This is a genomic window from Cellvibrio japonicus Ueda107, assembly GCF_000019225.1.
GTDB lineage: Bacteria > Pseudomonadota > Gammaproteobacteria > Pseudomonadales > Cellvibrionaceae > Cellvibrio > Cellvibrio japonicus.
Window position 1 is genome coordinate 1,548,189 of sequence record NC_010995.1, and the last position, 18,097, is coordinate 1,566,285.

Here is an 18,097-nt window from a genome sequence, read left to right on the forward strand (position 1 = left end):
ACCTCTGAAATCGCGGCCTGGAACATGGATGTCACAGCGGAAGAGATCCACTTTTCATCCGATTTTTGCCGGTTGTTTCCGGATTGGGTGGATAGCACTGTCTCATTAGCCCAGTTGCTGCAGCACTTGCCTGCAGCGGATCGCTATTTTTTTCTCACCGCGTTCAATAGCGATTCCCAGGATCAGGACTGCATGCAATTGCGTTCCTGCGAGTTGCGTTTGCACTCGGCGCAGGGCGATAAGCGCCTGCGTTTTGTCGGCCGTTTGCAACCGGGCAATATTCGCCGTTATCAGGGTGTTGTGTTTAGTGCGACACATTGGTTGGCAGAGCCGGGCGTTGATTATTCCACCCAATTACTGTCCGCACTGATGGCAGACAGCCCCATACCCTCGCTGATTACCGATGCCCATGGCGTTATCGTTTACCTCAACAGCGCCTGCGAACAAATACTGATGTTATCTCCCCGGCAGATTAAAGCAGCGCTGGGGCGTTATTCACTGCTGCGCGACAAGCAGTTGCAGCAAACCCCGGAATTCCAGCAGCAATTGGCGGAGGTTTATGGCCAGGGCAATGCCACTGCCTTTGAACTGCATTATCCCCTCTCCGGAATTCACCGCTACCGCTTGGATAACGAGCATACATTGTATCTGGATGCCAGTTTCCTACCCATTAAAAACAAACAGGGCAAATTGGAGCGTGTGCTGGTCCAACTGCAGGATTTATCCCGTGAGCTCTATGCGCGCGCCGCCCTGCAGGAAAGCGAAACAAGTTACAAAGCTTTTATCACCAATAGCTCAGAGGCTATTTGGTGTTATGACATGCAACCCAGGGTAGATACCGGCCTGCCCATCGCCGAACAGGTGGAGCAAATTGCCGCCAGTGCACATCTGGTAGAAGCCAATCGGGTATTGCTGAATATGCTGGGTGTAGAAACCCTGGATGATGTATTGGGCCAGCCGCTGAGCGAAAGTGGCTCCACCAATTATTTATTTGATCTGGATACCTTTATTGCCAATGGTTACCAGATGGTGGATCACGACATTACGCGCCAGGATGAGCGCGGTAAAAAATTTTATTTCCAGATTTCCTGTACCGGCATTATTGAAGACGGTTACCTGCGGCGCATATGGGGCACCACCAAGGATGTAACAACCCGCAAGCGCTATGAGGATAAGTTACGCCACCAATCCCTGCACGACTCCCTGACCGGATTGCCCAACCGCGAAAAGCTGTACCAGGATATGGCAAGCTGTTTTGAGCAGCGTACAGCGGAGCAAATCAGTGCATTGATGTTGATAGACCTGGATCGCTTTAAAGAGATCAACGATACTCTGGGGCATAATGTTGGCGATCGCCTGTTACAAATGATCGGGCCTCGCCTGGCCGCCGAAATGGCCGAGGTGCCAGGCACGGTGGCGCGCCTTGGGGGCGATGAGTTTGCGGTATTTTTACCGCGTATTCGCAGCACGCACCAGGCGGTTGTCTTTGGGCATCGCATCCTGGATGCCCTGGCGCAGGAATATGATCTGGAAGTCTTTTGTACGCAGATGTCGGCCAGTATCGGTATTGCGATAGCACCCTACCAGGCACAGGATCACCATGCCTTGATGCGCTATGCCGATATTGCGATGTACTACGCGAAAAGCCAGATGTTGGGACTATCCATTTACAGTCCGGATTACGATCCCCATTCTCCCAAGCGCCTGGCGATGATGAGTGAATTGGGACGCGCGATTCGCGAGAACCAGCTGTGTCTTTATTATCAACCCAAGGTGGTTCTCGATGAGTGCCGCTGCTATGGATTTGAAGCGCTGATTCGCTGGATTCATCCGGAGTTGGGATTCGTTCCGCCAGATGATTTTATTCCCATTGCCGAATTTACCAGCCTGATTCACCCGCTCACCGCCTGGGTGCTGGAAAACAGTATTGAACAATGTCGCCATTGGCAGCTTCAAGGGTTGAACCTGAGTGTGGCGGTCAATCTCTCCGCGCGCAACCTGATGGATGAAAATATTCCCAAGTTGGTAGAGCGTTTATTAAATAAATACCAGTTGCCTGCTGCGCGCCTGGAATTGGAAATTACGGAAAGCTCCATTATGTCTGACCCCAATCGCGCGCTGCGGATATTGCAGCATTTGCATGAATTGGGTGTGCATCTATCCATTGATGACTTCGGGACGGGTTACTCTTCGTTGGCTTACCTCAAACGGCTGCCTGTACAAACGCTTAAGATCGATAATTCCTTTGTGCGCAACATGCTTGGTGATCTGCAGGATGAATTAATTGTCAATTCCACGATTCATCTGGCCCATAACCTGGGCTTAACGGTTGTCGCGGAGGGTGTGGAAAACGAAGAGTTAATGAAGCGTCTGCACGACATGGGCTGCGATGAGGTACAGGGGTATTTTATCGGCCGGCCGATGACAGTGAACAATGCAGATCAATGGCTGGTAGAGTCTGGCTGGATCAAGCAACTGGAAGGGCCTTGACCCTTCCAGGTTTTTATTTTAGCGCTTGGGCTAGAACCCGCGATTTAACATTTGTTGTTGTGTGTATTTGAGGCGCTCTTCCAGCATGGCTGTCTGGTAGCTGTTGCCCTGGGTAAGTTTCAGGGCATTGCGTAACTGGATCATGGCCCGGTCGTAAACACCATTCAAAATAAAATATTCTGCGCGAGCCTGGTGTACACCGAGGATATTCCCCGCCAGGCCATTTACCTCTGCCAGCAGATACCACACATAGTCATCATTGCTGCGCTTGCGTGATAAGCGATCCAGGATTTCAGCCGACTCCTTATAACTGCCGGCTTTCATCAGGGCTTCGGCGTAGCGCACGTTTAATGGGTAACTGCCGGGGTGTTTTTTCAATTGATCTTCGAGAATACTCAATCCCGCCTTGTAGCGCTCAGCGGTAATCTCAATATCGGCACGCATGATCTGGTAGGTGACTCGTGTCGGGTCTTTCTCCAGTAATGGCGCCAGGGCCTCGCGGGCTGCATCAAATTGGCTGGACCTGCTAAGAGCCAGTGCCCAGCCATAGCGGCTGGCATCGGGAGAGTCACTCTCGCGATCCAATTCGCTTTTAAACATCCGGGCGGCTATTTGGGGTGTTTCCTCCTGGTTTGCGCGGATGCGCGCACGGACCAATTGGTATTCGAGGTTATCAGGGTAGGCTTTGCGCGGGTATTTCATCGCGCGATTGCGCGCATCGGCAACCCGGCGTTCGGATACCGGGTGGGTTAACAGGTATTCTGGCGGGCGGCGGTTAAGCCGGTTGGCGCGCATCATCTCTTCAAACATTTCCGATGCCGCATAGGGGTCCAGGCCAGCCTCGATCATGGTTTGCATACCAATGCGATCGGCTTCCTGCTCGTTTTGACGGCTAAAGCTCAAGCGCGCCTGCTGGGCTGCGGCCTGGGTGCCCATAATGGCGGCAATACCGGCATCACCCTCGCTGTTGGCGGCCAGCACCAGGCCCGCCAGCATACCGGCGAGCATAGGCACCATCAGGTTTTTTTCACTTTCCAGGCGGCGAGCATAATGGCGCTGGCTCAGGTGGCCCAATTCGTGCGCAAGTACCGCCGCGAGTTGGTTTTCTGTCTTGGCGTAGGTCAGCAGGCCGGTATGCACACCAATAATGCCACCGGGTACCGCAAACGCATTAAGCGTTCGGTTTTCGGCGACAACCAGTTCAATCTGCTTGCGCTGCAATTGGCTATAAGGCAGCAAACGGTCAAAAAGCTGCTCCAGGTAATCGATCACCAGGGGGTCGGAAGAGGTGGGAACCTGGCTGCGATAGGCGCGTAGCCATTGCTTGCCCAGCTCGCGCTCCTGTTGCGGTGAGATAGTGACGGAGCTGGTATCTCCCAGGGTAGGTAAATCCACATCGGCGCTGGCGCTGGTACCAATTGCAAACAGGCCAATGGCCAGGCTGATGGCCGGGGTATAGGCCCGCAAGACAGGTTTCAGGTGTGGGAAAACAAAGCTCAACACAATGGCAACAGGCTCCTGGTGGTCAGCGCCGATCTACTCTGGCTACTCGCGGGGCTCAACCCTGGTGGCTGTGGTCACAGCGCATGACGCGGAAAAAAATAGGCGCTCACTCTAGCCTTTTTGGCGTTTAAAGACTAGGTTAGCAACCTGCTGAGACCGGCAATGCCGGTAGTGGTTCGCCTTTCGGGGCAAAAATGCGAGAGATGTCAGTTGTGTCCGATGATTCCTTTGCCACATGCATGGCTCACCCTGTCCAGCAGCAACTGGATGCACAAGGGCTCAATTGCCCATTGCCATTGCTGAAAGCCAAACAGGCGCTGCGTGTGCTTGCCGAGGGCGATGTACTGCGGGTACTGGCGACGGATGCAGGCTCCTGGCGCGATTTTCGCGCCTATGCGGACTTGAGTGGCCAAGTGCTGCTCGGAGCTGCTGAGCAGGGGGGCATCTATTGCTATTTGATACAAAAGAAACTGCGTTAGCCCAAACCCCATAGCGGTGGGTACCAGGCTGTTGTACAAAGTGCTGCGCCAGGCACTGTGGCAATAACGGCGCGGCGAGTGTAAAGCGAGTAAGTTATGGTTAACCTGTGTTCAATACACGGCACATTATCCACGCGCACCAAGTCGCTGTTGCTGCCCGGTGTCAGCAGATACCTTGGCCTGCTGATGCGTTGCTGGATATACCTTACCGGTATTTTCGGGTCCTGTATGGGGCTTTATTCTGTGGCAGTTGCTGAAACACAGATACAGGAGGAGGCTGCTGAACTCCCTACCTATATTCGCCATAGCATCGTCAAAAGCGCGCAGGATAAGCGCCAATATTCCTACCTGGTCCTGCCCAACCAACTGAATGTACTGTTGATCTCCGATCCGGAAGCTGAAAAGGCCGCGGCGGCCCTCAGTGTTGCAACAGGTGCCTACCAAAATCCTCCCGAGCGCGAAGGTTTGGCCCATTTCCTTGAGCACATGCTGTTCCTGGGCACTGAAAAATATCCCGAAGCCGGTGCCTACCAGGCATTCATCACCCAGCAAGGGGGAACCTTCAATGCCTATACCGCGCTGGAAAATACCACCTACTTTTTTGATATAGACCCGGCCCAACTGGAGCCGGCACTGGATCGTTTTGCGCAGTTTTTTATTGCGCCACTCTTTACCCGGGAATATGTCGAGCGCGAGCGCCAGGCTGTACATGCCGAATTTATGGCGCGCATCAAGGATGACGGACGACGTGAGTGGGAAGTTCTGCGCGAGCTATTTAACCCGGCCCATCCCGGTGCAAAATTTACTGTGGGCAACCTGACTACCCTGGAGGATCGTGAAGGTAAATCCCTTCGTGACGAATTGATTGAATTTTACCAGCGCCATTATTCCGCTGACCTGATGAACCTGGTGGTAGTTGGGCGAGAGGGATTGCCTCAATTGGAAGCCTGGGTCATTAGCCTTTTTAATCAGGTTCCCCTGCATGAACATGCGTTAGCCAGGGACTATCCACCGCTGATTGAACCTGAGCGCCTGCCCATGTCGGTTGATATCAAGCCGGAACGCGATCAGCGCCGTTTGAGTTTTAATTTTCCCATCGGGCTCTCTCCGGAGTTCGCCACGAAAAAGCCCTATGACTATATTGCCCAGCAACTGGCCCATGAAGGGAAGGGCAGCTTGCTGTCATTCCTGAAACGGCTGGGTTGGGCTGAGGCAGTGAGTGCGGGTTTGATGCTCAAAAGCCGCGAGGACGCACTGTTCCAGATTGATATTGAATTGACTCCGCAGGGCGTCAGGGCGCGCGACCAACTGGTGTCCCTGGTGTTCTATGCCATCGAACAATTGCGCAGCCGCGGGATTAATAGTTGGCGCTATCAGGAAATGCAGGAGATTGCCCAGGCAAAATTTATTTACCAGGAAAAATTATCACCGCTGGAAACAGCGCGTCGCTTGTCGGAAGCCATGTTTGATTACACACCGACGCAGTTGCTCTACAACGATCTTCTGTACAGTGCCTTTGATGAGCGCTTAATCAAGGAGTCCCTGCAGCCACTGAATCCTGCTAATCTCATGCTGGTCCTGGTTGCACCGGATATAGAGGCCTATCGCGTCAGTAAACGCTACAGCGCCCCCTATACCCTGCGCTATACCTTGCCGCAGATCCTCGACCTCAAAATCGCGGTAAAACAGGAATTGTCACTGCCCGAGCGCAATCTCTTTATTCCTCGCAGCCTGGCCGTTAAATCCAACTCCATGCTGGAGCAGACCAATGCAGAGCGCGATAGTATCCCCCAACTGATTTTCCGCGATCGCGATGCGCGTCTCTGGTACGCCCAGGATCACCAGTTCGAACAGCCCAAGGCGGTCATTCAATTAGCCCTCAAATCTCCATTGGTAGCCGGTAGCATTGAGGGCGCAGTGCAAGCGGAACTCTATGCTGCTTTACTGCGCGATCAATTGAATGAATATACCTATCCGGCAAAACTCGCGGGTATCGATTACCGTTTTGAGGCCAATCCACGCGGTTTTGAATTGCAAATTTCCGGTTTCTCGTCGCGTCAAAACCTGTTGCTGAACAAAATTATTGAGTCCTGTGCCTCCGCTAGTTTCAAACCTGAACGCTTTGAAAACATAAAGCAGAAATTGCTGCGCGATTGGCGCAACCGCGATAAGAATCTGCCCTATCAGGTCATGATGCAGGAGATTCCCGCACTCCAGTTGGAACCCTATTGGACCAATCGCGCCATGACCGCAGCGCTGGAAACCATCGACTTTCCACGATTTAGCCGTTTTGCAGAGCACATGCTGCTGGATGCCAAAATGGATATGCTGATTTTCGGCAATTATTTCCGGCAGGAAGCACTTAAATTGGCAGTATTGGTTGATCACAACCTGCTGAACCGCCAGACAGGACGCGAAATGCCGCCTGCAAAAGTATTCAGCCTTGCGGCACAAAATGATAAGCCCTGGCTGTACCGTTATTCGATTGACCATTCCGATGCTGTGGTGCAATTGCTCATGACAGCGGATTCACCGGATATCACAACCAATGCGCATATGCGTCTGTTACAGCAAATCATCAAGCCGGCTTTTTATACCCGGCTGCGCACCGAAAAACAGTTGGGTTATGTCGTTGCTGCGATCTCCATGCCGTTGCGCCAACTGGATACCAGCTTGTTAATCGTACAGTCCCCCGTCGCTTCCGAGACACAGTTGGTTAGTGAAATAGAAGGCTTCTTGCAGCAGCAGGAAGCATCAATTGCAGATGATCTACGGGTAAACCAGCAATCACTCGCGACAAAATTACGCGAGCCGGCGCGCTCATTGACTGACCAGGCCCAGCGTTATTGGCAGTCAATTGTGGTAGGGGACCTGGATTTCTCCCGCACCAAGCGTCTGGCCGATGCGGTTGAGGCAATTACCCCGGAGTCGCTGCTGGAGTACTACAACACCCATTTCCTGGATGCCCGCCAGCGACTCTGGCTGGTGGCCCATCCCCTGGCGGATGAGGCTGGCTATCACCTGTTGGAGGATATAGCCGCCTATAAGGTTCGGCAGGATGCACATCTGCTGCCTTGAGTGAGTTTGCACCTGTCTTGCCTTGTTTTGGTGCAAAGTCGTTGAAAATTATCGTGTTTTTTACTGTCAAGCCTTGGTGAAACACAAAAGTTCAGGTAATAATGCGACCCCCATTGTCATTCCGGTTTTTTGTGAGCTGTAACACGTCTCTACAAACTGCCGGGGCGTTGTTTTGCACTCTTTGAGTGCTCCCTCCGGAGTGTTACCGAAACGGTCAGGGCTGGTAAAAAATTCCCACCTATGCAAGAATTCGTGGATTTTTTTGCCTGCCCAAAACGGAACTTTTGGCCATAACCCCATGAATTTATTGCGATTTTTAGCGCAACACTGAACTGGGGAACTGGCGGATCGCCGGTTACAAATTCCAGTTAATGACTACTGCTAGGTTGATATGTGCTCCGTGCACATGGTTGAGGAGATTTGAATGCAACACGATATCGATGCCATTGAAACAAAAGAGTGGCTGGATGCCCTTCGGTCAGTTGTACGTCACGCGGGTAAAGACCGCGCTGCAGAATTATTGAAAGCCCTGTCCGAGTCCGCCGTTAATAATGGCATTGAACAGCCTTCCTCAATCCAGACTCCCTATCGCAATACCATTCCTGTCGAAAAAGAAATCCAATTCCCCGGCGATGCCAAACTGGAGCGTAAAATCCGCTCAATTATTCGTTGGAATGCCATGGCAATGGTGATGAAAGCCAACGATAACGATGACGGCCTCGGTGGTCATATAGCCTCCTTCGCTTCATCCGCCACCCTCTATGACGTAGGTTTTAACCACTTTTTCCGCGGTAATGACGGCGATGTTCCCGGTGACCTGATTTACTTCCAGGGCCATGTATCACCTGGTATGTATGCCCGCTCTTATATCGAAGGTCGTTTCGACGACGAAACCCTCGACAATTTCCGCCGTGAAGTAGACGGCAAAGGCTTGTCCTCCTACCCACATCCCTGGTTGATGCCGGACTACTGGCAGTTCCCGACCGTATCCATGGGGCTGGGGCCGATCAAATCCATTTACCAGGCGCGCTTCAACCGCTACCTGGAAGCCCGCGGTTTGGTACCGGTTTCCGATCGTAAAGTCTGGGCGTTCCTGGGCGATGGCGAATGTGATGAACCAGAGAGCCTGGGTGCTATTTCCCTGGCATCGCGCGAGAAGCTGGACAACCTGATCTTCGTTATCAACTGTAACCTGCAGCGCCTGGACGGTCCGGTGCGCGGCAATGGCAAGATCGTGCAAGAGCTGGAAGGCGTATTCCGTGGCGCTGGCTGGAACGTGATCAAAGTGCTCTGGGGACGCGGTTGGGATGCATTACTTGCCAAAGATAAAACCGGTCTGTTGCAAAAGCGTATGGACGAAGTGGTCGATGGCGAAATGCAAAATTACAAAGCCAACGGCGGTGCCTATACCCGTGAGCATTTCTTCGGCAAATACCCGGAGCTGCTGGAGCTGGTGAAAGACCTGAGCGATGACGACATTATGGCGCTGGCACGTGGCGGTCACGATTCGCACAAGGTATACAACGCCTATCACCAGGCAGTGAATACCAAAGGCAGACCTACAGTGATTCTCGCCCAAACCGTAAAAGGTTACGGTATGGGCTCTTCGGGCGAAGCGATCAATAAAACTCACTCGGTCAAAAGCCTGGTGATTGAAGATCTCAAAAGGTTCCGCGACCGTTTTGAATTGCCAATCAGCGATGAAGACCTGCCCAACCTGCCTTACTATCGCCCGGCAGAAGACAGCCCGGAAATGCAATACATGAAGGGACGCCGCAAAGAACTGCGCGGCTTCCTGCCTTCGCGCAGCTCGGCGTTCGATCCTTTGCTGGTACCTGCACTGGATGCCTTTGCAGCCCAGCTGAAAAGTACTGGCGAGCGCGAAATCTCCACCACCATGAGTTTTGTGCGCATACTTTCCTCGCTGGTAAAAGATAAAAATATCGGCAAGCAAATCGTGCCGATTGTTCCCGATGAAGCGCGTACCTTCGGTATGGAAGGTATGTTCAAAACCGTGGGCATTTACTCCTCTGAAGGCCAAAAATACGTTCCGCACGATGCCGGCCAAATGATGTCCTACCACGAGTCTGCCACCGGCCAGATCCTGGAAGAGGGGATCAACGAGGCAGGCTCCATGGCTTCCTGGATTGCAGCGGCGACAGCCTATAGCAATTACCGAAAGCCGATGATTCCGTTCTACATCTATTACTCCATGTTTGGTTTCCAGCGCATTGGCGACCTGGCCTGGGCAGCAGGTGATTCGCAAGCGCGCGGTTTCCTGTTGGGCGCGACGGCCGGCCGCACCACCCTGAATGGCGAAGGTTTACAGCACCAGGATGGCCATAGCCACGTGTTTGCCAACACCATCCCCAATTGCCGCTCCTATGATCCGACCTATGCTTACGAGCTGGCGGTTATTATCCAGGACGGTATCAAGCGCATGTATCACGACAATGAAAACGTGTTTTATTACGTTTCATTGATGAACGAAAACTACCAGCATCCGGATCTGCCCGAAGGTGCTGAAGAAGGTATTATCAAAGGCATCTACCAGCTGGAAAAAGGTACGGGTAAAGCGAAGAACCGCGTACAACTGATGGGAGCTGGCACCATCCTGCGCGAAGTGCGTTTTGCCGCAGAGATCCTGCGCAATGAATTCGATGTAGAGGCAGATGTGTGGAGCGTCACCAGTGTGAATGAACTGACGCGCGATGGTCAGCGCGCTACCCGCTGGAACCTGCTCAACCCCACCGCAACCCCGCGCAAGCCCTATGTCACCCAGGCGCTGGAAGGCAGCGATGGTCCATTCGTGATTGCTACCGACAACCTGAAAACTTATTCAGAGCAACTGCGCGCTTATATTCCCGGTCATTACACCGTCCTGGGAACCGAGGGCTTTGGTCGCAGTGATACCCGCAGCAAACTGCGTCACTTCTTTGAGGTTAACCGCTACTTCGTTGTGATTGCAGCGCTCAAATCCCTGGCAGACCAAGGCAAGATCAAAGCCGACGTGGTTGCCAAGGCCATCAAGAAATTTGGTATAGATCCGGAAAAAGCGGATCCCCTGAGTGTGTAAAAACCATCGCCCTCCCACAAAGAGGGCGATGCTGTTTCTATTCGTATTCAATAACCCTTGATCGAACCGTTTAGTGAGGAATGACAGTGGCAATTCAATCAATCAAAGTGCCCGATATTGGCGGTGCAGAAGGCGTTGAAGTAATCGAAATCTCCGTCAAGGTGGGCGATGTAGTCGCCGAGGGTGATTCGATTGTCGTGCTTGAGACCGACAAAGCTTCAATGGAAATTCCTGCCGATGTCGCGGGCAAGGTTGTCGCTATTAAAATAAATGTGGGGGATAAAGTATCCCAGGGTGATCTGCTGATTGATGTAGAAGCTGAAGGGGCTGGCGCTGCTGCCGAACCGGCACCTGTCGCTGCACCTGCTCCGGCGGCACCCGCCCCCGCTGCTGCCAGCGCTGAAGTGGCGGTAGTTGTACCCGACATCGGTGGCGCGGAAGGTGTTGATGTTATTGAGGTTAACGTCAATGTCGGCGATGAAGTTTCCGCAGGTGATACCCTGATCGTGTTGGAAACCGACAAAGCCTCTATGGAAGTTCCTGCCGAAGTCGCCGGTAAAGTTGTCAGCCTGGCAATCAAGGTAGGCGATAAAGTATCCCAGGGCAGTGCTATCGGCGTGATTGCTACGACCGGCGCGGCACCCAAGGCAGACGCTGCCAAAGCGGAAGCGCCGAAAGCAGAGGCGCCCAAGCCAGCTGCTGCTCCAGCACCCGTTGCCGCCAAGGTAGAAGAAATTGTACAAACCGGTGATGTATATGCAGGCCCCGCCGTGCGCAAACTGGCTCGCCAACTGGGCGTGGATCTGGGCAAGGTCAGCGGTACGGGCCCCCGCGGTCGCTTGCTGAAAGATGATGTACGCACTTACGTTAAGCCTATCGTACAGGCTGCACAATCGGGTGCTGCAGTTGGTGGTGCAGGTATTCCTCGTGTGCCGGCGGTGGACTTCGCCAAGTTTGGTGAAATTGAAACGGTGAAAATGTCCAAGGTGAAGAAAATCACTGCCGACAATATGACCCGTAACTGGCTCAATATCCCCCATGTTACCCAATGGGATGATGCGGATATCACCGACCTTGAAGCCTTCCGCAATAGCCTCAAGGCCGAAGCCGAAAAACGCGGTAGCAAACTGACCCCCCTGCCATTCCTGTTGAAAGCCGCTGCCGCTGCGCTGGTTGCCGAGCCAAGTTTTAATGTGTCTTTACATCACGATGGCGAAAGTATTGTGCATAAGAAGTATGTGCACATTGGTATTGCCGTAGACACGCCCAATGGTTTGATGGTGCCTGTCATTCGCAACGTTGATAAGAAAGGCCTGTGGGAACTGACTGACGACATCAACGCTATCGTGAAAAAAGCGCGCGATGGCAAACTGCTGCCGGCCGATATGCAAGGTGGCTGCTTCACTATTTCCAGCCTGGGGGCTGCCGGTGGTAATGGTTTCACGCCTATCGTGAACGCACCGGAAGTGGCTATCCTCGGTGTGTCGCGCGCGCAAATGAAACCCGTCTGGAATGGCAAGGAGTTTGTGCCGCGCAATATGTTGCCGCTGTCACTCTCCTACGATCACCGCGCCATTAATGGCGCTGATGCGGGCCGTTTCTTCACTTACCTGACCGCGGTAGTCGCTGATGTAAGACGCTTGCTGTTGTAATAGCCTGCGGTTATGAAATGACAAAAAGGCCAGCCTTGCGCTGGCCTTTTTGTTTTTTACCAGCCATAGCGGTAGTGGCCGGTGATGGTATAGCTGAACAGTATGTCTTCCAGCTGCGGGCCGGCACCTATGTTGTGAACGATGAGGGGACGCTCGCCGTCAGCGGAGCGCTTATGCGTGATGACACCTATGTGGGGCTGGTTACCTGGCAACATCCAGGTAACCAGATCGCCTGCCTGGTAGGTACTTGCATTGCGTGAAATGGGCAGGGATTTGCCCTGGCGAGTAAAAAACACCTGCAGGTTAGGCACTCGACGGTGATCGATATTGGTGTCCGGTCGTGATTGCCCCCACAGGCGCTTGGCTGGATAAGCGCTGAAGTGTGCTTTTATATCCTCGTGCACCAATTGCTGCAAATCGATTTCCTGCGCGCGATACGCGCGGATCACCACATCGGTACACACGCCGATGTGCGCAGGCACATCGCCCATCGGATAGGGGATTTTGATATAGGCACCGTTATAGCTGACCCTGGTGGCTGTTTGCGACAAGGCCGCATCCACCAGTTTTTCTGCCGCTGTTTGGGCGAACAACTTGCCTGCAAACAACATACTAAACACTAATAGTGTGAACGGTATTTTTTGCATCTACTCGTCAGCTCCTGTTGATGTGTCAGGACGCATGGGTGTTGGGTCGCGTCTGCCAATACAGTAATCGGTTAAAGGGCTTGCAAGTGATTTGCAACAGGATCACGAGGGCCAGCCCTAACAGGATTCCACCCGCATTAGCCAGGATATCCATCAGGCTGAAGGTGCGCGGTGGATGAAAGTGCTGGGCAATTTCAATGGCAATGGAGTAGACCAATAAAAACAGGATACGTTGCCAGATAGGCCAGTAGGGGCGTGCAAAACTGATCGAGACGGCTGCCACGCTATAACCGGCAAAGTGCATTAACAAATCGTTAAAGACAGGGACAGACTGTTCCGGGTGGGGTGTTAGCCCTAAATAGGTATAAACAAACAGCAAAGCATAAAACTGGCTGACGCAGAGCAACCGCCACATGGGATTTCCTCGGGTTATCAAGTTTCAACGCCTGCCAGCATAACAGGCTGGAAATGATTCGATGGGGCTTAATCGACCAGGTGGATTTTGCTTTCAGCGGTATACAGATCCTGTGGTGTGTTGATATTAAAAAAGGGATCGTATTCTCCGATGGCAAACTCCACCGTACTATGGCGCTGTTGTGCAACCCAATCCTGCAGGCGGGGTATTTCGCCGGAGGCCAGTTGCTGCTCGATCGGACTCAGCAGGGAGGCATGCCATAGTGCAAAGGTTGGATGAAGCCGGTTTTGGCTGCTGGCCAGGCTGAGCTGTACTTTGTGGCTTATAGCGCTTTCCAGCAAACGGGCAACCAGGTCTTCCGGAAAGAAAGGGGTATCCGACGCAAAACTGATCAGCCATTCGGCATCCGGGTTATCGCGTTTCAGCCAGTGGAGTCCCGCGTGTATACCGCCCAGGGGGCCGGGATTATTGGGAAATTCATCGGCAATGACCGGTAAACGGGTGCGGGCGAAACGCAAGCTGCTGCCATTGGCATTGAGCAGGAGTTCATCAACCTGGGGCCGCGCACGCTCAATTGTGCGCTGTAACAGGGTTTTACCCGCGAGGGGCAGTAAACATTTATCGCCACCGCCCATGCGGCGCGCCAGACCCCCGGCCAGAATCAGGCCAGCGACGGGTAGGGAGTGAATCATGATAAGCGTAATCCCGCATTTAAAAAGGACAAGGCCGGCCTGTGCTGGCGTGTGAATCATTTTTGATGGTTTATTTTAGTGTAGTTCCCATCAAATACGCAGGCGAATTCTTTATACATCCAGCGTTTTAAATTTTCAGAGAATAAAAGCTATTGTTCAATTTTTTATAATTGATTTTATATATTAAGTGAGAGGGCGGTGATGAAGCTCCATACCTGGCTGGCGCTTTTTTATGCAGGTAAAGTCCATCCTTGTGCGAGAAAATTGCTTTTCACTCCATCGTCAGTAGTATGCGTTGCTCACCCGTATTTACCGGAGTTGCCCCATGGAATTACAACTTGAAGATTTTCGTCGCGAATATACCCAGGGCGGCCTGGAGCGCGATGATCTGGATGCTGATCCGCTGGTGCAGTTTGGCCGCTGGATGGAGCAGACAATCAAATCCGGTATTCCCGATCCCAATGCCATGACCGTGGCGACCGTGGATGAAACCGGCCAGCCATCCCAGCGGATTGTGCTGCTCAAGCATGTGGATGAAAAAGGGTTTGTGTTTTACACCAACCTTAACAGCCGCAAGGCCAAAGAGCTGAAGCACAACCCCAGGATCAGCCTGCATTTTCCCTGGTATTTGCTTGAGCGCCAGGTCAAGGTCTGCGGTGTGGCCGAGCAGCTCTCTACGGCAGAGGTTGTGAAATATTTTGTCTCGCGTCCGCGTGAAAGCCAATTAGGGGCCTGGGCCTCACAGCAGAGTCGGCCAATTCCGTCGCGCGCCTTGTTGATGCAGCAATTTGAGGCGATGAAAAACAAATTTGCCAAAGGTGAGATTCCGCTACCGGATTTCTGGGGTGGGTTTCGGGTAAAGCCCCATCAAATGGAATTCTGGCAGGGCGGCGCCCACCGGCTGCACGACCGTTTTCAGTACAACCGACAAACCGATGGCCGTTGGACGATTGACCGGCTGGAGCCCTAGAGATTCCTTATGAAATATATCGATTACGCGCCTGGCGGCCCGGAGTTCCTGCGTATTGCTGAGGGGCAGGTGCCCGATGTGGGGGCAGGTGAGGTATTGGTTCACGTTGCTGCTGCCGGGGTCAACCGCCCGGATATCCTGCAGCGCCAGGGACTTTATCCCGCTCCTGCCGCTGCGTCCCCTGTCCTGGGACTCGAAGTAGCGGGAGACGTTATTGCCCTGGGGCAGGGGGTAAAACGCTGGCGCCTGGGCGATAGGGTATGCGCGCTGGTTAATGGTGGAGGCTATGCCACCCATGTGGCAGTACCGGAGGCACAATGCCTGCCTGTGCCACAGGGATTGGATTGGGTTCAAGCCGCTGCGTTGCCGGAAACCCTGTTCACGGTTTGGCATAACCTTATTCAGCGCGCGCACCTGCAAGCTGGCGAGCGCTTGTTGGTTCATGGCGGTGCCAGTGGTATAGGTACTATGGCCATACAACTGGCCAAAGCCTTGGGCGCAGACGTTTTCGCAACAGCTGGCTCCGTAGAGAAATGTGCAGCCTGCGCACAATTAGGCGCGCAGGCGATTAACTACCGGATTCAGGATTTTGTGGGCGAAGTAAAAGCCCTGACGGCGGGGCAGGGGGTGGATGTCATTCTCGATATGGTGGGTGGAGACTATGTCCAGCGTAATTTCTCTGCTGCAGCCAAAGATGGACGCATCGTCAATATCGCCTTTTTGCAAGGCAGTCGCGTCACGCTGGATTTAATGCCATTCATGCTTAAGCGTTTGACATTCACCGGTTCAACCCTGCGCGCCCAATCGGCGGCGGCCAAGGCGCAAATAGCGCGTGAATTGGAAGCACAGGTATGGCCATTACTGGCTGCCGGAAAAATACGTCCGATGATTGATTCGGTTTATCCGTTGGCGCGGGTTGCTGACGCCCATCGGCGTATGGAAGCAAACCAACACATTGGCAAACTAGTTTTGGATATGAATCTATGAGCGAACCACAACAGCGTCCACTTGAGGGCATTCGCGTTATTGAGGTAGGACAACTGCTCGCTGGCCCCTTTGCCGGATGTATGCTCGCGTATTTCGGGGCCGAAGTGATCAAGATTGAACCACCGGAAGGTGATCCTATCCGCGGTTGGCGAGTGCTGGACAATGGCACCTCGCTCTGGTGGCGCAGCCTCGGGCGCAACAAAAAAAGTGTGGTGCTGGATTTGAAAAAACCGGCAGGCCAGCAGTTGGCGCGGCGGCTTATCGATAGTGCCGACGTGGTTATCGAAAATTTTCGCCCGGGGGTGATGGAGTCCTGGGGCTTGGGGCCTGATGAAGTCAAACAATCCAATCCCAAACTGGTTTATGCCCGAATTTCCGGTTATGGCCAGACAGGCCCCTATGCCAGCAAGCCAGGCTTTGCCTCTGTCTGTGAGGGGATGAGCGGTTTTCGCTATGTGAACGGTTTTCCGGATCAGGCACCGGTGCGTCCCAACCTGAGTATTGGCGATACCATTGCCGGTATCCATACGGCCCTGGGTATTGCCCTGGCATTATTGCAGCGCGAGCGGGGTGGTAAGGGCCAGGTGGTCGATGTTGCCCTCTATGAGGCCATGTTCAATCTGATGGAGGCGGTTGTACCGGAGTTTGATGGTGCGGGCGTTATTCGCCAGCCGTCGGGGACAACGGTGACCGGCATAGTGCCGACAAATACCTATCGCTGCAAAAACGGCAAGTATGTGGTGATTGGTGGCAATGGCGATTCCATCTTCCAGCGCTTGATGGAGGTTGCCGGTTATCCTGAATTAGCGCGTGATGCACGTTTGGCCAACAATGCCGGGCGGGTCCAGCACGAAGCGGAGATTGATAATGCGCTGGCCGCCTGGTGTATGAGCAAGGACTCTGATGAAATCCTGCAATTGCTGGAGCAGGCACGTGTGCCGGGAGGGCCTATCTACAATGTGGCCGATATGTTTGCCGACCCGCATTTCCAGGCGCGCGGCATGTTTGAGCAGGTGGAAATTGACGGTAAACCACTCAGAATTCCTGCCCTGGTGCCGCGCTTGGCGGATACGCCCGGACGAACCGATTGGCCTGGTGAAGCGATTGGCGGTCATACGCAACAGGTATTGAGCGAGCTGTTGTCACTTTCGCCAGAGGATATCCAGCGTTTAACTGCGGAAGGGGTCATTGCATGAGTATGAAAACCGGGCTTTATCGCCACTACAAAGGCAAGGATTATTTCGTGTTCCAGATTGCCCATCACAGCGAGACCCATGAGCCACTGGTCGTTTATCGCTGCCTCTATGGCGATTATTCCTGGTGGGTGAGGCCTATGGATATGTTTACCGAATCCGTGGAACTGGCTGGCGAAAGTATTGCCCGCTTCCGTTTTGTGCGTGAGCTGGATGAACAGGAGATCCGCCAGTATGCGGCACCGGCAGTGGGAGATGGTGCCCTTGAGTGATAGGCAGGATGACAGTTATTGGATGCGGCGCGCTATCGCCCTCGCCAGCCAGGGTGAGGCCCTGGGGGAGGTACCTGTGGGCGCTGTTATTGTCCGGGAGGGCATTGCGATCGGTGAGGGGTTTAATCAACCCATTACCAGTCGGGATCCAAGTGCCCATGCAGAAATTGTAGCCTTGCGTCAGGCGGCGGCTCACCTGCAAAACTATCGCCTGCCGGGGGCGACCCTCTATGTCACCCTGGAGCCCTGTACCATGTGTGTAGGAGCCCTGGTTCACGCCCGGATTACGAGGTTGGTCTATGGAACTGCCGAGCCCAAGGCCGGGGCGGTCACCAGCCGGGCTCGATTGCTGGATGCAGATTATGTAAATCACCGGGTGAGTTATGAGGGCGGGCTAATGGCTGCCGAGTGCCAGCATCAGCTCAGTCATTTTTTCCAGCAGCGTCGACTGCAGCACAAACAAGCCAGGGGAGCAGGTACAACCAACCAAGGGATTATTGCTGTTGAGCAATCATTTGATGAAAAACAGTTGGAGGATGACGGGTTGCCGGGGATAGGGGAATTTGGAAAAAACACTCCCCTGAAATGAGCAGGGGCCGCAATGCGGCCCCTTATCGGATTCTGTCCTTAGGTCGAAGTAGTC

14 protein-coding genes are annotated in these 18,097 nt (G+C 53.5%); 10 read left to right on the plus strand and 4 right to left on the minus strand.

The genetic code is table 11. The features are described from left to right. Positions 1-24: 24 nt before the first annotated feature. Positions 25-2,490, plus strand: coding sequence for a sensor domain-containing protein (locus CJA_RS06535; protein WP_238526836.1), 2,466 nt, complete (start codon positions 25-27; stop codon positions 2,488-2,490). A 30-nt stretch (positions 2,491-2,520) separates the two neighbouring features. Here the strand turns inward: CJA_RS06535 and CJA_RS06540 are convergent, their stop codons facing one another. After that, complete coding sequence (locus CJA_RS06540; RefSeq protein ID WP_012486968.1) at positions 2,521-3,993, minus strand: M48 family metalloprotease; 1,473 nt, start codon at positions 3,991-3,993, stop codon at positions 2,521-2,523. Positions 3,994-4,196: 203 nt separating this feature from the next. On the opposite strand from CJA_RS06540, the gene CJA_RS06545 reads away from it, so the two are divergent. From CJA_RS06545 to aceF, 4 genes are all read left to right on the plus strand, one after another. Next, the gene (locus CJA_RS06545; RefSeq protein ID WP_425321170.1) at positions 4,197-4,472 is read left to right on the plus strand and encodes a sulfurtransferase TusA family protein; all 276 of its coding nucleotides are present in this window, start codon (positions 4,197-4,199) and stop codon (positions 4,470-4,472) included. Positions 4,473-4,568: 96 nt separating this feature from the next. After that, a complete protein-coding gene (locus CJA_RS06550; protein WP_012486970.1) occupies positions 4,569-7,550 on the plus strand; it encodes an insulinase family protein in 2,982 nt (993 codons plus the stop codon). Between the two features lie 424 nt (positions 7,551-7,974). Continuing rightward, the gene (gene aceE / locus CJA_RS06555; protein ID WP_012486972.1) at positions 7,975-10,626 is read left to right on the plus strand and encodes a pyruvate dehydrogenase (acetyl-transferring), homodimeric type; all 2,652 of its coding nucleotides are present in this window, start codon (positions 7,975-7,977) and stop codon (positions 10,624-10,626) included. Between the two features lie 80 nt (positions 10,627-10,706). Next, entirely contained in the window at positions 10,707-12,278 is a 1,572-nt protein-coding gene (aceF, locus tag CJA_RS06560) for a dihydrolipoyllysine-residue acetyltransferase (RefSeq protein WP_238526837.1), read from the plus strand. A 56-nt stretch (positions 12,279-12,334) separates the two neighbouring features. On the opposite strand, the gene CJA_RS06565 is transcribed toward aceF, so the two are convergent. The 3 genes from CJA_RS06565 to mobA form a co-directional block, all read right to left on the minus strand. Continuing rightward, complete coding sequence (locus tag CJA_RS06565) at positions 12,335-12,925, minus strand: DUF1287 domain-containing protein (protein ID WP_012486974.1); 591 nt, start codon at positions 12,923-12,925, stop codon at positions 12,335-12,337. A gap of 25 nt (positions 12,926-12,950) precedes the next feature. After that, a complete protein-coding gene (locus CJA_RS06570; RefSeq protein ID WP_012486975.1) occupies positions 12,951-13,340 on the minus strand; it encodes a VanZ family protein in 390 nt (129 codons plus the stop codon). 68 nt (positions 13,341-13,408) lie between these two features. Then, positions 13,409-14,032, minus strand: coding sequence for a molybdenum cofactor guanylyltransferase MobA (gene mobA, locus CJA_RS06575; RefSeq protein WP_041551215.1), 624 nt, complete (start codon positions 14,030-14,032; stop codon positions 13,409-13,411). Between the two features lie 325 nt (positions 14,033-14,357). Here mobA and pdxH point away from each other — a divergent pair, with 325 nt between their 5' ends. The 5 genes from pdxH to tadA are packed head-to-tail and all read left to right on the plus strand — an operon-like array spanning position 14,358 to position 18,043. Beyond that, positions 14,358-15,002, plus strand: coding sequence for a pyridoxamine 5'-phosphate oxidase (gene pdxH, locus CJA_RS06580; RefSeq protein ID WP_012486977.1), 645 nt, complete (start codon positions 14,358-14,360; stop codon positions 15,000-15,002). Positions 15,003-15,011: 9 nt separating this feature from the next. Next, positions 15,012-15,989 (plus strand): NAD(P)H-quinone oxidoreductase, encoded by a 978-nt coding sequence (locus CJA_RS06585; RefSeq protein ID WP_012486978.1) that lies wholly within the window; start codon positions 15,012-15,014, stop codon positions 15,987-15,989. Then, positions 15,986-17,185: a CaiB/BaiF CoA transferase family protein gene (locus CJA_RS06590; protein ID WP_012486979.1), complete on the plus strand. Its 1,200-nt coding sequence runs from the start codon at positions 15,986-15,988 to the stop codon at positions 17,183-17,185. Before CJA_RS06585 ends, CJA_RS06590 begins: the two co-directional genes overlap by 4 nt. Next, positions 17,182-17,454: a DUF1653 domain-containing protein gene (locus tag CJA_RS06595; RefSeq protein WP_012486980.1), complete on the plus strand. Its 273-nt coding sequence runs from the start codon at positions 17,182-17,184 to the stop codon at positions 17,452-17,454. The genes CJA_RS06590 and CJA_RS06595 overlap by 4 nt, the downstream gene beginning before the upstream one ends. Continuing rightward, a complete protein-coding gene (gene tadA, locus CJA_RS06600; RefSeq protein WP_012486981.1) occupies positions 17,438-18,043 on the plus strand; it encodes a tRNA adenosine(34) deaminase TadA in 606 nt (201 codons plus the stop codon). The genes CJA_RS06595 and tadA overlap by 17 nt, the downstream gene beginning before the upstream one ends. Positions 18,044-18,097 lie beyond the last annotated feature (54 nt).

Excerpts from the sequence above, each read along its gene's own strand:
- CJA_RS06535 (WP_238526836.1), top strand. The coding sequence starts at position 25 with ATGGATGTCACAGCGGAAGAGATCCACTTTTCATCCGATTTTTGCCGG.
- aceF (WP_238526837.1), top strand. The coding sequence starts at position 10,707 with ATGACAGTGGCAATTCAATCAATCAAAGTGCCCGATATTGGCGGTGCA.
- CJA_RS06595 (WP_012486980.1), top strand. The coding sequence starts at position 17,182 with ATGAGTATGAAAACCGGGCTTTATCGCCACTACAAAGGCAAGGATTAT.
- CJA_RS06545 (WP_425321170.1), top strand. The coding sequence starts at position 4,197 with ATGTCAGTTGTGTCCGATGATTCCTTTGCCACATGCATGGCTCACCCT.
- tadA (WP_012486981.1), top strand. The coding sequence starts at position 17,438 with ATGGTGCCCTTGAGTGATAGGCAGGATGACAGTTATTGGATGCGGCGC.
- mobA (WP_041551215.1), bottom strand. The coding sequence starts at position 14,032 with ATGATTCACTCCCTACCCGTCGCTGGCCTGATTCTGGCCGGGGGTCTG.
- CJA_RS06585 (WP_012486978.1), top strand. The coding sequence starts at position 15,012 with ATGAAATATATCGATTACGCGCCTGGCGGCCCGGAGTTCCTGCGTATT.
- CJA_RS06550 (WP_012486970.1), top strand. The coding sequence starts at position 4,569 with ATGGTTAACCTGTGTTCAATACACGGCACATTATCCACGCGCACCAAG.
- CJA_RS06590 (WP_012486979.1), top strand. The coding sequence starts at position 15,986 with ATGAGCGAACCACAACAGCGTCCACTTGAGGGCATTCGCGTTATTGAG.
- pdxH (WP_012486977.1), top strand. The coding sequence starts at position 14,358 with ATGGAATTACAACTTGAAGATTTTCGTCGCGAATATACCCAGGGCGGC.
- aceE (WP_012486972.1), top strand. The coding sequence starts at position 7,975 with ATGCAACACGATATCGATGCCATTGAAACAAAAGAGTGGCTGGATGCC.
- CJA_RS06570 (WP_012486975.1), bottom strand. The coding sequence starts at position 13,340 with ATGTGGCGGTTGCTCTGCGTCAGCCAGTTTTATGCTTTGCTGTTTGTT.
- CJA_RS06565 (WP_012486974.1), bottom strand. The coding sequence starts at position 12,925 with ATGCAAAAAATACCGTTCACACTATTAGTGTTTAGTATGTTGTTTGCA.